Below are 15148 nucleotides of genomic sequence, written 5' to 3'. Positions count from 1 at the left end.
AGAAGTTCACGAAGAGACTTGGATTTGCTAAATCTTGGATCGACAAATTCCTGGGTCCCTATTTGCAAAAATTATCTTGACCATTACGCCGTGCGATCGATGTGTACATAGTTGCGATGTTTACTATATTTCAAGCTATTCGCGCGACGGTGACGCGATAGCTTCACGGAATTATAGCCGACAGTATGAGTACGCCCACGGTGTCCCGCCGAGCGCCACCCCCGTAGAGGGCGCGTGGCGCTCCGAGACGGGCGTACTCGGTACGATGCGCGCGTCAGGGCCGTTTCCGTTCGAGCCCGCTCCCGCAGATCTCACAGCGGTCGTGGTTCTCATCGAAGACGCGTCCGCATCCCTGACATTGGAACGTCCAGTCCCTGCGCTCGTCGATGCCGTCCTGGGCGATGACTTCGACGCCGACGTCGAGTTTCTCGGCGACGTTTTGCATCGCGTAGTCGTCGGTCACGAGGGTCGCGTCCAACTCGAAAGCGGTCGCAAGCAGGCGGACGTCCGTCCGCGAAAGCGCCTCCGCGTCGCCCGTCTCGCGGGCGGCGCGTTCGATTTGATCGACGGTCTCGGGGTCCGGGATGTGGATCCGCATCCCCGATCCCTCGAGGGCGTCGAAGCGGTATCCCGCCTCGTCTTCGAGTTCCTCCCGAACCATCGGGATCGTCGCGATCTGCTCGTCCGTAGTGTACTCGTCGATGAACGCCGACGAATCGAGAACGTGCATGCGTGGCTCAGCGATCGACGACGATCGTATCCTTGACCGCCTGAACGCGGTTGACCGGGATGAGGTAGTTACCCGCCTCGTCGCGATCGAACTCGAGGTCGGCCGTCCGCTGGCCGGGGTCCAACACGAGATGCCGGAGCGTTCCGGTCTTTAACTCCATCGTGATGTTGTACAGGGTGCCGAGGTTGGCACCGTCCGATCCCATGACCTCCTTCTCGGAGAGGTTCTCCGCGAGTATATCGGGCATACGTTCCGCTTGACGTTTATTCGGTATCAACGTTCGGGTCATCGACTCCGGGGCGTTCGTCGGGGGGCTTTCCGCGGGACCGGCTCACGCAAACGAGACGGCGATGATACCAGAAACGAGACGATGATGATACCAGAAACGAGATGACAGTGATCACAGAAACGAGACGACAGTGAGCAGCCAGCCGACACTCACGACGACGGAGGCCACGGTCGTCGACCGGGTCGGCTGGGTCGGCGGATTCCGGATGACGGCCTCGTACAAAAGGGCCGTCGCGACCACGCTCCCACCCGCGAGCCCCTCGTGGAGCGTTATCGCCGGGTGAGCGCCCAATGACGCTCCGGCGACCATCGCCGCGGCGATCGCCATCAGGAGCCAGTCGTAGTAATCGAGCATCCGTCCGTCGACTGTTCGGTACTCATCCGTAAATGTCCTCCGTTGGTTTTCATGCGGTGGGTGTGAGCACACCCCGACTCCGGTAGCGTTGGGGTGTGCGACCCCGACACGATCCTGCGCAGGAGCCGAAATTATAAATACCGTCCAAGTAACCGGTGAATTATGGGTAAAAGCAAAGCATTTATATTAGGTGGTGATCGCGCTGACGTCGCGTGATTCCACCCCGACGTCCGGTTCGGGAGACCGTCCATATCGGACGACCGGGCCGTCTGCGACCGACTCCACGACTGCCGTCTCCACCCGAGTAGCACCAGCACGCCGTTCCACTGACCGCGGAACGGAAAACTGCACAGACACAGCAACGAGCGAATAGCAACCCCCCGTATGACACAAAACGATATCGCCGACCGACTCGACGCACTCGAAGCACAACTCGACGACCAACAGAAAACAATCGAGCGCCAACAAGAACGCATCGAAGCGCAGGAGGCGATCATCAACGCACAACAAAAACGGCTCGACGCGGACGGCGGCGATGCGGACGACAGCGAGGAGATCGATGCGAACGGCAGCGACGCGGACGGCGACGACTCCGAGAGGGCAGTGTTGAACCGCCGAACCGCACTGCAGGCGGGCGGCGTGTTGGGACTGCTCGGCCTCGGCGCGGGCACGGCGAGTGCGGATGCCTCGGGCCAGATCGGCACGAGTTCCGACCCGCTGCAGCAGCTGTACACCGAGGAGTTGAACGGCAATTCGGGAACCGTGGCGGTCAACGATAACCTCGACGTCCAGTCCGGCACCGTCGAGAACACGACCGGCGGCCTGACGGTCACGACCAACGACAACGGCAATCTGACGTTGGATCCCGGCGCGAACAACGAACTGACCTTCTCGAATCAGACGACGGGGTCCTCAGGCAATCTGCTGGCCATCGATGGCAGTGGCAACGTCGTCGAAGCCAGTGGCACCACTCTGGGCGATGTCGGTGGCGGTGGCAGTTCCAGTTCGCTGGTGACCAGCACCAACTCGGTCACAGCGGTGGAGGTGATTGATGGCGGTGACAGTGTCGGAGAAACTTCAGACGGGGCCACGCCACCGAACGTCATCGGGGGGCATCCGAGTAACAACACCGAGGACAACGATGGGGCTCAAAGCGTCAAAGGCGTCACCATCGCTGGCGGTGGTGGCGACTCCGGCAGTTCCTACGACAACACCGCGAGTGCCGACTGGGCGACTGTGGGTGGCGGCAGGGGTAACACCGCGAGTGCCGACCGGGCGACTGTGGGTGGCGGCAGGGATAACACAGCGAGCAATACCCAGACGACTATTGCCGGCGGTAACGGAAACACTGCGAGTACAAAAAACGCGACTGTCGCCGGGGGATTTGCTGGTACCGCCAGCGGACATGCCTCAACCGTTGGTGGCGGCACCCGTAACGAGGCGTCGGGATTCAACGCGACCATTCCTGGCGGCTCTGATAACGTAGCCGATGGAGAGTACTCGTTTGCTGCTGGCCGTAATAACGTAGCCGATGGAGAGTACTCGTTTGCTGCTGGCCGTGAGGCTGACACGGGTACCAACAACAGTGCGTTCGTCTGGGCTGACTCCTCAGACACGACATTTACAGCGAGCGCGACCGACGAGGTACGCTTCCAGGCCACCGGCGGGTTCGTCATCGCGCCAAGGCTCGACAAGACGACGATGCTTGACGTGCGGGACAAGGACGGCAATACGTTGCTTGCGGCCGACACCACCAACGACAAAGTGCAGGTGTTCGACGGCACCGAGAGCGATTCGGTCGATATCAGCCACGGCGGGAGTGCGGGCGAGATATCGACCAGTACAGGTCACCTGAAATTGAGCCCCTTCGGGAATGTCGAATTGGATGGTAGCGACATTATATCGAGTGATGGTTTTGATATCAGTACAAATGACGGGGACCTGAAACTGGATGCCTACTCCAGTATAATACTTGAAAACAGCGGCGCCCTAACCAAACCGATTAAGATTTCAGGGGGCCCGTTCACGCGTCCAACCACCAGTCAGTCATCAGAATACGATTTGGACGATAATCAAGAAAAATACTTTGTCGAAGTCGATACGTCCAGTTCTAGCGTCACCATCCACCTTCCCGATTCTCCGTCTATCGGTGAAGAACACGTCATCAAGAAATCGGCCAGTGCGAATAAACTCACAATTGATGCAGATAATGAGAAAATCGACGGCTCAACAACCATAGAATTAACCAACCAATACGCGTCCAGGAAGGTCATCTGGGGTGGCAGTAGTTGGCATGTAACCGGTGAGGTCGCAGGGGTATCAACCTGATCAGAACCAACAGTCGGGATTCAACAAATGACAGGACCCAACACCACGAACGACGAAGACGCACCGACCGACCCGATCACCCTCACCGTCGAAATCGACCCCGCGGCCTTCGACGAGCCACGACAACTGATGTGGGAGCGACTAATCGAAGAGTACGGCCACGAGACAGTCGCGGACCTCGTGAAGGCGAACCTGCAGCAAGACCTCACCGCACAGGGGATGCAGTTGGTCAACGCCCTGTGGGACAACCGGGACCAGATTCAGGTCAACCCCGGCGGTGTCGAGACACCACAAGTCCCAGATCAGCCAGGAGGGAACGATGACTGAAATCACCTATCGTCTCCGAACGGGTCGCAATCAGTGCCAGGTCGGTCCAAGGGTTCAAATACGAACACGGCCAATCCTCACACAGCAATGGCGAAAAGCGACGACACCACTGAGGAGCAGGACGACGACGAGATGCTCCCTGACGAGCGCGAAGCGGTTGCCGAGCGACTGGAGAGTCTCGACGACGAGGACCGTCGCTCGCTCTCGGAAGTCAGAGAGGCACTCGAAACGGACGAGTAACGATGCCGCGTGGGCCGTCGTCGCTCGAATTTCTTCCAGAGGCACAGCAGGACATCGCACAGATCGCCGACCACAACCCCGACCACGCCCAGCGGATTCTGGACAAGATTGCCGACTGGGAAGAGAAAATAGACTGGGGGCGAGTTCCACAGAAGCATCTGACATACCTGACCGACTCGCCATCTGCATACAACTTCTACCGCGAGCGAGTCGGGAACAGTGGTTACCGGGTCATCTACGAGATATCCGCCGACGTGATGACCGTCGTTGCTGTGCTACCGAAAAGCGACGATACCTACGACCTGTCGGCACTCGCACGGCGCAGTTCGGAGTGACGCGCGACCACCACCAGGCGGGTGGTCGTCGATGACTGAGGACGACGCGTTCGACCCCATCACACTTTCGGTCGAAATCGACCCCGCGGCCTTCGACGAGCCACGACAACTGATGTGGGAGCGACTAATCAACGAGTACGGTCAGGAGACCATCGCGGACCTCGTGAAAGCCAATCTCAGCCAGGACCTCACCGCCCAGGGGATGCACATCATCAACGCGCTGTGGGACAGCCGCGACCAGATTCAGGTCGACCCCGGCGGTGTCGAGACGCCACAGGTCCCCGACCAGCCCGGAGGAGAGCATGACTGAGGGCGCGACGGTGGAGCGTTCGTCTCAGGACGAGAACTCAACTGTGCCGGCCGATCCACGCACAAAAGGCGTCGAAGTCACGCGCCCCCGACTGCTCGGCAATCGACCGCAACGTCCCGGTGTCGATACGGCCGTGCATCGGCACGCTTACCACCCGAACGTCCTCGTCGTTGGTCGGATGCTCGTACCGGAGTTTGACGTGACTACCCGTCCGATCGACGATGAAAAACCGGTTTTTCGTGAGCGCTTTGACGACCTCACGACCGGAGAAGTCCCTGGGCGGCATCAGACTAACTACTGCATGAACTCCGGCAGTTCGCCTGCATCTTCTCGGGCCTGCTCGACCTCGTCGGGGTCGATATCCAACTTCCGAAGGACCTCGCGTTCTGCTTCTGGAGAGTCGACGGAGTCACCGATTTCGCCCCGGTGGAGGGCAAGGGCTTCGTCGAGGTTTTCGAGTGCGACCTCGCGGGACTCCCCCTGGCTGGCGACGCCCGTCTCCACGTCCGTGGCAACCCACAACTCCCCCGAACGGACGAGCCGAATCTCCTGCTCTCGCCCGTTATCCTCTCCGTCCACACTCGAACTTGCCATGCATGTCCGTAGGCCGGAATCGAATAAAAGAGTTCGGCCAGGAGAGCAAACGGTGCCAAGCGAGCAGCAACATTCCAGAGTGGAGGGGGTCGCCGATGACTGACTTCTCGACTAGCCCCCGCGTTCGGTTGCTCTCGATAACGCTCGTCACACTGCTCGTACTGTCACCACTCGTAGCACCGCTCGGAGTCGGACCTATCGGCACGGCGAGCGCCGCCGATGGCGTCCACTACGTTACCGACTCCGGGTTCGAGGTCGCGGACGCAAGCGACGGGGCCGACCCCCGATCGGGCAACCCCTTCTCGGATCCGGACACGCTCGAACTGCCGGACATCACTCTCTCGTCCTCCGGCGCTGCGTCCGTGACCCTCGACCAGCGCACCGGCACGTTCACCAACCTCACGAACGTCGACGACGATCCCTCGATCACCGTCACCCCCGACGACAAACAGGCGATCGCGCTGCTTGGGGGCTTCGACTCCCTGAACGTCAGCGACGTGGACTACGATTCGTCGAGTTCCGACGTCGACCTCGTCTACAGCACCGATAGTGAGACTACGGCCGCGGTTCGGATCGAGAGTACCGGTCTCGACACTGGCGACACTGTCGAAGCACTCGACGTGGATACCGGAACCGTACTCGATACCACGGCGGTCGACGGCGACGGCTCTGTCAGCTTCAGTGAACTTGCGGCGGGAGCACACAGCGTGAACCTCCGCGAGGAGGTCACTACTGGAAGCAGTAGCTCCGGCGGGGGCGGGGGAGGAAGCGGGAGTTCGACAGTCGCCGAGGACGGGGAGGCGTCCGTTACCGTGACGGAGACCACCGAAACCGGCGACAGCAGCGGCGAAGACGGCGGTGAGGACGGTGAAACCCCGGATACGACCGTCTCGGTGTCGAACCCCCAACCCGGTCAAACGCTCATCATCGAGAACGGACGGGCACGGATCGTCGACGCCGACGTCGACCCCGAGGATGACGCCGACGCCGGGGCGGACGGAGACGCCGACACTGGACAGGCCGACGGAGCCGACGGCGGGACCGACGCCGACGGAGCCGACGGGGATGGGGCCAGCAACGTCCGTGCTGACCGCCTCAGCGTCGACCTCAACACCGATCAAGACTTCACGCTCTCGGTCACCACCTACGAGAACGACCTCACCAGAAGTTCCGCCGCGGGCCAGCCCGCACAGTCGGCGCTTGCACCGCCGCCTTCGGGGGCTGTCGGTGCGGTCGACGCATCGATCGCACCTCGGGGCGAGCCGCCGGAACTGATCGCACAGACCGACGCCCCCGATACCGTCCGAACCGCCGCCGAGTCCTTCGAAGCCGAGACAGACACCGTCTCCGCCGGCTACGTCGATGTCGAACACACCCTCGGCGACGGCGCGATCGCCGGCGCGACGTTCGAGTTCAGCATCCGCCGCGCATATCTCGAGGAACTGGGCGTCGAGCCCGAGGGCGTCACGCTGTATCATCGACTCGACGGCGAGTGGGAGACACGAGAGACCGAATACGCCGACGGCGGGGAGACGTACCACCGTTTCGAAGGCACGATGCCCGAGTTCTCCGTGTTCGCGCTCGGAACCGGGGCGGCGACGATCGAGCCGACAGCCGCCACTATCGACGCGGGGACGATCGACGTGGGTGCAGAAGCGACCGTCACAGCCACCGTGACGAATCGCGGGCAGACTACCGGCGAGGATTCGATCGAACTCACACTCGACGGCGACGTCGTCGCCACCGAAACGGTCACGCTCGACGGCGGCGAATCACGAAACGTGTCGTTCACCGTCGCCCCGGACGCGCCCGGCGAGTACGACCTCGCCGTCGGAGCGCTCGACCTCGAGCCGCTGGCCGTCGAGGAGCCTGGGCAGGAACAGCCCGAAGAGGCAGACGGTAGCCCTCCGTGGGGGATCATCGCCATCGCGGTGGTGTTGGTGCTCGTCTTGGGTATCGTGGCTCTGCGGCAACGCTGAGGGACGAACCCCGTCGGTCCTGTCGGGCAGTTGTCGAGGCCGAACTCGAAACCGACGCGGGCCACGAGCGGAGGTAGCGTCGATCGAGCACTCGAACGGTGACACCGGACGAAACTCGGTCTCGGGCAGTCCGAAGGCGTCGCGGGGGCCGGACGAACCGGAACGACCCGGAGGCAAGGTTCTTATTCGGTGGCGCGCCAAGACGTGATACCCAAATGGCTCGCGCGGAGGACACGGAAGTCATCGACAAGTTCGAGGGGTTCTACCGCGACTACTACCGGAACGAGATCGGTCAACTCGCACAAAAATACCCCAACGAGAAGCGCTCGCTGTACGTCGACTGGGACGATATATACCGGTTCGATCCGGACCTCGCCGACGACTTCGTCGCCCAACCGGATCAGATGCGCGATTACGCCGAGGAGGCGCTCAGGCTGTACGATCTCCCGGTGGACGTAAAGCTGGGACAGGCACACGTCCGCGTCAAGAACCTCCAGCGGACGACCGGTATCCGCGACATCCGCGCGCGCCACCGCGGCCAGCTCGTCGAGGTGACGGGCATCGTCCGAAAGGCGACCGACGTCCGGCCGAAAGTCGTCGAGGCCGCCTTCGAGTGTCAACGCTGCGGTACGCTGACGAGGATTCCACAGACGGCCGGGGAGTTCTACGAACCCCACGAGTGTCAGGGCTGTGAGCGACAGGGCCCCTTCGATATCAACTTCGACCAATCGGAGTTCGTCGACGCACAGAAACTCCGGGTCCAAGAATCCCCCGAGGGGCTCCGGGGCGGCGAAACCCCCCAGAGCATCGACGTTCACATCGACGACGACATCACGGGTGAGGTCACTGCCGGCGATCACGTCCGGGTGACCGGCGTCCTCCATCTCGACCAGCAGGGCTCGAATCAGGAGAAATCGCCCATTTTCGACGTGTACATGGACGGGATGTCCGTCGAAATCGAGGACGAGCAGTTCGAGGACATGGACATCACCGACGAGGACAAAAAACGCATCATCGAACTCTCCAACGAGTCCGACATCTACGAGAAGATGATCGCCTCGATGGCCCCCTCGATCTACGGCTACGACGAGGAGAAACTCGCCATCATCATGCAGCTGTTTTCGGGGGTGACGAAGCATCTGCCCGACGGCTCCCGGACGCGTGGTGATCTGCACATGCTTCTAATTGGAGATCCGGGTACAGGCAAGTGCTGCGGCGGAGATACGCGTGTTACGCTATCTACTGGCAAAGAAGTCCCGATACGAGATCTCGTTGAAACGACTCTTACTAATCCCAAATCAGTCGACGATGGTGTATACGATGAGGCGGACTTCAACGTTCTGTCGACGAACCCTGATGGAACTATTGAGTCCCGACAAGCGACGAAGGTTTGGAAGCGTGAAGCGCCGGATCGGATGTATAAGATACGGACGGAGCAAGGAAAGGAAATTGAAGTGACTCCGACACATCCATTGTTTACAAACTCGGGGGGACTACATGCAACGACGGCAAATGACCTAACTGAATGCGATTTTATTGCAGTACCCAAGAAGCTGTCTCCAGAGCCTAACAACGACATAGATGTTACGTATTCGAGGGTAGATCAAACACGAGCAAACGAATTCGAAGCCCCCGAACAAATTGAACCGGAGCTCGCCCGGCTCCTTGGATACATTGTTGCCGAAGGAAGCATAACAGAAACTACACTAACGGTGACTAACGCCGACAAAGAAATCATCGAAGATGTCATATTTTGTCTAAGATCATTCGGCCTTAGATACCAGGTCCGACCGAGCTCAAGCAACCGGGCTACGCGTATTATTTGTTCTTCGTCGGAGTTTACTGCGTTTTTACAATCAATCAAACCAGCGGTCCTAGAGAAATCTGCCGATCAAAAAGTACCGGATATTATTTTTACTGCTTCAACTGATATCAAGCGTGGGTTTTTGAAAACATACGTCGACGGGGAATGTACGGTGTCCCCGAAGGAACGGGAGATAGTCGTCGCGTCGATGAGCGAGGAGCTGCTCGAAGACGTGCGGAGCCTGCTTCTCTCGTTCGGGATCCAGAGCCAACTCCATCCCCGTCATAACGACAGCTACCGGCTCAGAATCAGCGGGGCCGATTTCGAGCGTTACGTCGACCGGATCGGGTTCGTCACGGAACGGAAGGCCGTCTCGGCCGCCGAGTTCGACGACGTCGAGGCGAACACGAACACGGACGTCGTTCCAAACGTGGGGGGAACGCTCCGGGACGTCCGCGAAGCCCTCGCCCTCTCGCAGTTCGACTGCGGCGTCCCCCGAACGACGTATCAACACTACGAACGCGGGGACCGAAACCCGAGCCGATCCACCCTGCACACCATCCTCGATGCGTTTGAGGCGCGCACGGAGCGGCTGTCGGCGCTCCGCGAACGAGTCACCGACGGCGGGTGGGACGTGATCGTCACCGCCCGCGACGAACTCGGCATCTCGCAGGCAGCGTTGGCCGACGGCATGGACGTCTCCCAGACGGCTATCAGCTACTACGAGCGGAACGAGGTCGCCCCCGACGGCGGCCGCGTGATGGACGCAAGCGGGGTCGTCTTGGACCGACTCGACGCGGCGCTCTCGGTCGCGGACGACATCGACCGACTCAGAGCGCTCGCCGAAAGCGACATCGGGTGGGACCGGATCGACTCGATCGAGGCCGTCGACCCGGACTACGAGTGGGTCTACGACCTCGAGGTCGATGGGACACACACGTACATCTCCAACAACGTCGTCTCGCACAACTCCCAGCTGCTCCAGTATATTCGCAACCTTGCTCCACGGTCGGTGTATACATCCGGTAAAGGATCGTCAAGCGCCGGACTTACCGCTGCGGCTGTCAGAGACGACTTCGGCGACGGCCAACAGTGGACGCTCGAGGCCGGCGCGCTCGTGCTCGCCGACCAGGGGATCGCGGCCGTCGACGAGCTAGATAAGATGCGGTGTGTTACTGGAGATACGCTCGTTCATCTGGCTGATGGGCGTGTCTCTAGAATCGATGAGCTTGCCCGAAACGTAGAAGATACCGGATCCATAGAAACGCTCCCGAATGGCCGCACGATTCGCGATATCGATCTGACGGCATGGACGATGACCGATGACGGCCGACTCGTCAAACGGCCTGTGACTGCTATCCACGAATACGAAGCCCCGGATGAACTCATGGAAGTTACGCTCGAATCCGGTGAATCAGTTACCGCGACCCATGATCACCCGTTTTTCGTGTTTGAGGGCGGAAAACGTTACACACGGTCGGCTTCTGATCTTAAGCCAGGCGATTGGACATTCGTCCCCAAGCGTCTCTCGGGAACAGCGGCTGACGGTGGTACAGATATAGTTACAGGTTCTTTGTCGTCCTCAGATAGCACTACTGGGCCAGCTTTCAGTGCAGTCCTTGGTTATCTTTCGGGTGATGGTAACGTCTATTATAACCGAAACGAGGGTAGCTACGGAATTCGCTTTACGAATAAAGAAGAGGAGCTTCTCGAAGACTTCGAGCGTGCCTGTAGAACTGCCTTTGGTAAGGAGCCCGTTCGTCATCCGAGTGAGCAGCGGGATGATGGTGTCGAGACTGTTCGACTCCATGGTCGTGAGTACGCCGATAGCGTGCTTGATGCTGGGATGAATCTGGAAACATACGATAACAAATCGTTCCCCTCGCATGTTTCGACTGGATCCCGACAAACGAAAGCGGCATTTATTCGTGCGTTCGCTGATAGCGAAGGAAACGTCGATACGAGTACAGGGAATGTACGAATGTACTCCGCAAGCGAGGAACTCCTCGCAGGGATTAAGAGCCTCCTGTTAGAATTCGGTATTTCGTGTCAGATTCGAACTAAGCAACGGCAGAAAGAACGAGACCTGTATATCCTTACTATAACCTCCGCAGCATCACTTCAATCGTATCGTAGACAGATCGGATTCACCTTAGACCGAAAACAAGAGGCGCTTGATGAGGTCTGTGCTTCAGTTGATGGTGACCGCACAATCATAGATATACTTCCTGAATGTGGTGATTTACTCAAGAGTATCCGAACGTCTCTTCGTCTTTATCAGTCCGAATGCGGTCTCAAAGATGCTACGTACTGTAGCTTCGAGAACGGTGACGCGAACTGCTCGTTCCATCGCGCTCATCTAGTTCTTCGAGCGTTCGAAGATCGAATCGAAACGGCAAACATCGATAGATCGAACCTACCCGAGAACAGTGGCTGGAATCACCTCCAAGAATTAAAAGAGCGCTACCACGTTTCACAGACGGAGCTCGCGAAGGGAACTGATTTCAGCCAACAACAAATCTCTCGTGGATGGGGAAGTAACGACGCAGTTCATTCCACTGTTTTGAATCGCCTCCGAACGATTCTCAAAGATGTTGCTGAAACAGAGCTCTCACCACTTACTGAGATCGTTAACGGGGATGTAAAATGGAGAAGAGTCGATTCTATCGATACGGTTTCGTCTGAACACGGGAATGATCGAATTCCTATCCTCAAGCAGGAGTTGGCAGATTTAGTTGATTGTCCGTTATCTGCAGTTGAACACCGTGCGCGGAATCTGCTTAACCGAACATGCAAAATAGACTCCTGGGAAGCGCTCCGGAATGAACTCAGTCGATACGATATTTCCCTTCGTAAACTTAGCTCGGACCTCAGTGTCTCCGGTTCGACTCTCTCACGATGGTCAACTGGCGTTGTTGAGACTGATCGGTTCGATGAAGTTAGAACTGCCGCGAACTCTCAAATCTCGGATAAACAGTCCGAGATCCGAGAGCTATTAAATGAGATCGATTCCAGACGAGAGACAAACGTCTACGATCTGACCGTCGAGGGCACGCACAACTTCGTCGCCAACGGGATGGTCGTTCATAATTCTGAGGACCGCTCGGCGATGCACGAAGCGCTCGAGCAGCAGTCCTATCACCCGGACACCGAACTCCTGCTGGCGGACGGTCGTCGCGTCGACATCGGCGAGTTCGTCGACACCCGTATGCAGGAACATCCGGAGCAGGTAACCGAGGGCGTCGATTGTGAAATCCTTCCGATCGATGACGCTCGGATTCACTCGACTAATTTCGAGACGAACGAGACAACGAAACTCCCTGTCGATCGCGTGAGCAGACACAAGGCACCCGAAGAGTTCGTTCGGGTGACATTTTCTAACGGTCGGGAGGTGACAGTCACGCCCGAGCATCCGATCTTCGTCGATGACGGTGGCGAGATCGGTACTGTCGAAGCCAGCGCTATCGAGAGGGGAGCGTTCGTCCCCGCGCCGCGAAAGCTGCCCAATTCGAGCGCCGCAGTCGAACTCGATGGGGAACCCCAGCGCGGCAAAGAAAAGGACGTGACGCTGCCGGAGGAACTGTCCGATGATCTCGCGGAGGTGCTCGGGTTTTTGATCGCCGAGGGTCACTCCTACGCCGGTTCCGCTCACGAGATCGGATTCTCCAACCAGGACGAACGGTTGCTGGAGCGGATGGACCGACTCATGGCGTCGGTGTTCGGAATAGAAAGCACCGATACGACGAACGAAGCCGGAACGGTAACGAAACGGTGGGTGTCGACGAAACTGTACCGCTGGTTCGGTCGGAACTTCCCCGGATTCATGTACACGGCCCGGAGCAAACGCATCCCGGACCGGGTGCTCGGAGCGTCCGAGGAGGCGATCCGGCGGTTCCTCGTCGGGGCGTTCGCGGGCGATGGTGGCGTCGAAAGCGAGGCCATGTCGTTTTCGACGGCCTCCGACGGCCTCGCCCGGGATTACGCCGATGCCCTCTCGAAGATCGGTGTCGGCTCCCGGATTCACCACGACAAAACGGAGGATTCCTGGAAAGTATACGTGATGGGCGACTCGACAGAGCGGTTCGTTGAGGCTGTCGTGGATCCGGCCGACGGGCGCTACGATGCGGCCCAGGCGTTTGCCGAGCGGAGCAACGAAACGCGTCGCCATCACGACGTGCTCCCGACGAGCGCTGCCCGGGAAATCCGCGACCTCAATCGATTGCTCGGTGTTTCTCTTACGGGGGAATTTAGGCCACATCTCGATGCGGGATACGGCGTGCAAATCGAATCAGTGTGGGAAGAAATTGAGGGGCTTCGGGAGCGCGCTGATGAGATCGAACGGGAACTGCAACAGGCCGAGACGCTCGCCGATATTCGGAAGATCTCCGGCTGGTCCGGTCGCCAACTGGCTGATCAACTCGGTGACGAAACGACGAGCGCCATACACTACGCCGAAAACGGCGGATACGACGGCAATCGACGGTCGGATCTGGCTGACCGCGCGATGGATGCTGTGTACACTGCGCTTGAGGAGTTTGCTGATCGTGCAACAGCGCTCGAAGAGCGCTGTGATCTCCGATACTACCGCGTTCGCGATGTTGAGACCGTTCCCAACGACGGTGAGAACGCTTGTGAGTGGGTCTACGACGTGACCGTCGAGCCGACGAACACGTTCGTGAGCCAAGGGGTCGTGCTCCACAACTCGATCTCCATTTCCAAAGCCGGAATCAACGCCACCCTCAAATCCCGGTGTTCGCTCCTTGGCGCTGCGAACCCGAAATACGGCCGCTTCGACCAGTACGAACCGATCGGCGAGCAGATCGACCTCGAACCGGCGCTCATCTCACGGTTCGATCTCATCTTCACGGTCACCGACCAGCCGGACGCCGAGGAGGACGCAAACCTCGCCGAACACATCATCAACACGAACTACGCGGGCGAACTCCACACCCACCGCGAGAACACGACGACATCGGACGTCTCCGCGGAGGAAGTCGAAAGCGTCACCGAGAACGTCGAACCCGAAATCGACGCCGAGCTGCTCCGGAAGTATGTCGCCCACGCCAAGCGAAACTGCTATCCGATGATGACCGAGGAGGCGAAAGTCGAGATCCGGGATTTCTACGTCGACCTCCGCTCGAAGGGCCAAGACGAGGACGCTCCGGTCCCGGTGACGGCCCGGAAGCTGGAGGCGCTGGTACGGCTCGCGGAGGCCTCCGCGCGGATGCGGCTGTCGGATACCGTCGAACGCGAGGATGCCGAGCGGGTCATAGAGATCGTTCGATCGTGTCTCAAGGACATCGGCGTCGATCCCGAAACCGGCGAATTCGATGCCGACGTCGTCGAGACGGGCCAAAGCAAGACCCAGCGGGACCGCATCAAAAACGTCAAATCGCTCATCAGCGAGATCGAGGCGGAGTACGACGAGGGCGCGCCGATCGAGACGATCCTGGATCGGGCCGAGGAGGTGGGGATGGAGCGCTCGCAGGCCGAACACGAGATCGAGAAGCTCCGCCGGCAAGGCGACGTCTATGAGCCGACGACGGATCATCTCAGGACGGTGTGATGGATCGAATCGCAACCCTCCGTCGGATCGAGGCGTCGCTGTCGGCGTTCGAGTCGGGGAAGACCGACCTCGAGACGTGCGAGCGACGGGTCCGTGCTGCCGTTCGGACCTTCGCAACGGAGTTCGACGACGGACTCTCGGCATACCGTGCGGACGACGGGACGGTCGTCGTCGCTACCTCCGAACGGGAGGCCCGCGAGCGGGTTCGCGAGCTGACAGGTGCCGACGCGCCGACGGTTCGACCGATCGAATGAGGGCTCAGGTTTAAGATCCGAACGGGCGGAAAAATGAG

13 protein-coding genes are annotated in these 15148 nt (G+C 59.5%); 8 read left to right on the top strand and 5 right to left on the bottom strand.

What is annotated here, in order from left to right; all coding sequences use genetic code 11:
• Positions 1 to 274 precede the first annotated feature (274 nt).
• The 3 genes from HZR14_RS11525 to HZR14_RS11515 all read right to left on the bottom strand — a co-directional run bounded on the left by HZR14_RS11525 (position 275) and on the right by HZR14_RS11515 (position 1373).
• A complete protein-coding gene (locus tag HZR14_RS11525; RefSeq protein WP_181693022.1) occupies positions 275 to 730 on the bottom strand; it encodes an NOB1 family endonuclease in 456 nt (151 codons plus the stop codon).
• A 7-nt stretch (positions 731 to 737) separates the two neighbouring features.
• Positions 738 to 977, bottom strand: a complete 240-nt coding sequence (locus HZR14_RS11520) for a PRC-barrel domain-containing protein (protein ID WP_181693021.1) — start codon at positions 975 to 977, stop codon at positions 738 to 740.
• A 153-nt stretch (positions 978 to 1130) separates the two neighbouring features.
• Positions 1131 to 1373, bottom strand: a complete 243-nt coding sequence (locus HZR14_RS11515; RefSeq protein WP_181693020.1) for a DUF8015 family protein — start codon at positions 1371 to 1373, stop codon at positions 1131 to 1133.
• Positions 1374 to 1757: 384 nt separating this feature from the next.
• Between HZR14_RS11515 and HZR14_RS11510 the strand changes: the two genes are divergently transcribed.
• The 5 genes from HZR14_RS11510 to HZR14_RS11490 all read left to right on the top strand — a co-directional run bounded on the left by HZR14_RS11510 (position 1758) and on the right by HZR14_RS11490 (position 4913).
• Positions 1758 to 3701, top strand: a complete 1944-nt coding sequence (locus HZR14_RS11510; protein WP_181693019.1) for a hypothetical protein — start codon at positions 1758 to 1760, stop codon at positions 3699 to 3701.
• Between the two features lie 27 nt (positions 3702 to 3728).
• Positions 3729 to 4028: a hypothetical protein gene (locus HZR14_RS11505; protein ID WP_181693018.1), complete on the top strand. Its 300-nt coding sequence runs from the start codon at positions 3729 to 3731 to the stop codon at positions 4026 to 4028.
• 87 nt (positions 4029 to 4115) lie between these two features.
• Positions 4116 to 4268 carry a hypothetical protein gene (locus HZR14_RS11500; RefSeq protein ID WP_181693017.1) on the top strand — a complete coding sequence of 51 codons (153 nt, stop codon included), beginning with the start codon at positions 4116 to 4118 and terminating at the stop codon, positions 4266 to 4268.
• Positions 4269 to 4270: 2 nt separating this feature from the next.
• A complete protein-coding gene (locus HZR14_RS11495; RefSeq protein ID WP_181693016.1) occupies positions 4271 to 4603 on the top strand; it encodes a type II toxin-antitoxin system RelE family toxin in 333 nt (110 codons plus the stop codon).
• 31 nt (positions 4604 to 4634) lie between these two features.
• Positions 4635 to 4913 (top strand): hypothetical protein, encoded by a 279-nt coding sequence (locus tag HZR14_RS11490; protein ID WP_181693015.1) that lies wholly within the window; start codon positions 4635 to 4637, stop codon positions 4911 to 4913.
• 37 nt (positions 4914 to 4950) lie between these two features.
• On the opposite strand, the gene HZR14_RS11485 is transcribed toward HZR14_RS11490, so the two are convergent.
• Both HZR14_RS11485 and HZR14_RS11480 read right to left on the bottom strand, forming a co-directional pair.
• Positions 4951 to 5199, bottom strand: a complete 249-nt coding sequence (locus tag HZR14_RS11485) for a type II toxin-antitoxin system HicA family toxin (RefSeq protein ID WP_181693014.1) — start codon at positions 5197 to 5199, stop codon at positions 4951 to 4953.
• Positions 5200 to 5207: 8 nt separating this feature from the next.
• A complete protein-coding gene (locus HZR14_RS11480; protein WP_181693013.1) occupies positions 5208 to 5507 on the bottom strand; it encodes a type II toxin-antitoxin system HicB family antitoxin in 300 nt (99 codons plus the stop codon).
• 95 nt (positions 5508 to 5602) lie between these two features.
• On the opposite strand from HZR14_RS11480, the gene HZR14_RS11475 reads away from it, so the two are divergent.
• From HZR14_RS11475 to HZR14_RS11465, 3 genes are all read left to right on the top strand, one after another.
• Positions 5603 to 7486, top strand: a complete 1884-nt coding sequence (locus HZR14_RS11475; protein WP_181693012.1) for a PGF-pre-PGF domain-containing protein — start codon at positions 5603 to 5605, stop codon at positions 7484 to 7486.
• 215 nt (positions 7487 to 7701) lie between these two features.
• Complete coding sequence (locus HZR14_RS14455; protein WP_181693011.1) at positions 7702 to 14856, top strand: LAGLIDADG family homing endonuclease; 7155 nt, start codon at positions 7702 to 7704, stop codon at positions 14854 to 14856.
• Complete coding sequence (locus HZR14_RS11465; protein WP_181693010.1) at positions 14856 to 15110, top strand: DUF7854 family protein; 255 nt, start codon at positions 14856 to 14858, stop codon at positions 15108 to 15110. The genes HZR14_RS14455 and HZR14_RS11465 overlap by 1 nt, the downstream gene beginning before the upstream one ends.
• Positions 15111 to 15148: the final 38 nt, after the last annotated feature.

The organism is Natronomonas salinimetallica, from assembly GCF_013839515.1.
In the GTDB taxonomy this organism is placed as follows: Archaea; Halobacteriota; Halobacteria; order Halobacteriales; family Haloarculaceae; genus Natronomonas.
This window is presented reverse-complemented; position numbering and strand designations above follow the sequence as displayed.

Excerpts from the sequence above, each read along its gene's own strand:
- HZR14_RS14455 (WP_181693011.1), top strand. The coding sequence starts at position 7,702 with ATGGCTCGCGCGGAGGACACGGAAGTCATCGACAAGTTCGAGGGGTTC.
- HZR14_RS11465 (WP_181693010.1), top strand. The coding sequence starts at position 14,856 with ATGGATCGAATCGCAACCCTCCGTCGGATCGAGGCGTCGCTGTCGGCG.
- HZR14_RS11515 (WP_181693020.1), bottom strand. The coding sequence starts at position 1,373 with ATGCTCGATTACTACGACTGGCTCCTGATGGCGATCGCCGCGGCGATG.
- HZR14_RS11525 (WP_181693022.1), bottom strand. The coding sequence starts at position 730 with ATGCACGTTCTCGATTCGTCGGCGTTCATCGACGAGTACACTACGGAC.
- HZR14_RS11480 (WP_181693013.1), bottom strand. The coding sequence starts at position 5,507 with ATGGCAAGTTCGAGTGTGGACGGAGAGGATAACGGGCGAGAGCAGGAG.
- HZR14_RS11505 (WP_181693018.1), top strand. The coding sequence starts at position 3,729 with ATGACAGGACCCAACACCACGAACGACGAAGACGCACCGACCGACCCG.
- HZR14_RS11500 (WP_181693017.1), top strand. The coding sequence starts at position 4,116 with ATGGCGAAAAGCGACGACACCACTGAGGAGCAGGACGACGACGAGATG.
- HZR14_RS11495 (WP_181693016.1), top strand. The coding sequence starts at position 4,271 with ATGCCGCGTGGGCCGTCGTCGCTCGAATTTCTTCCAGAGGCACAGCAG.
- HZR14_RS11510 (WP_181693019.1), top strand. The coding sequence starts at position 1,758 with ATGACACAAAACGATATCGCCGACCGACTCGACGCACTCGAAGCACAA.
- HZR14_RS11520 (WP_181693021.1), bottom strand. The coding sequence starts at position 977 with ATGCCCGATATACTCGCGGAGAACCTCTCCGAGAAGGAGGTCATGGGA.
- HZR14_RS11485 (WP_181693014.1), bottom strand. The coding sequence starts at position 5,199 with ATGCCGCCCAGGGACTTCTCCGGTCGTGAGGTCGTCAAAGCGCTCACG.
- HZR14_RS11490 (WP_181693015.1), top strand. The coding sequence starts at position 4,635 with ATGACTGAGGACGACGCGTTCGACCCCATCACACTTTCGGTCGAAATC.
- HZR14_RS11475 (WP_181693012.1), top strand. The coding sequence starts at position 5,603 with ATGACTGACTTCTCGACTAGCCCCCGCGTTCGGTTGCTCTCGATAACG.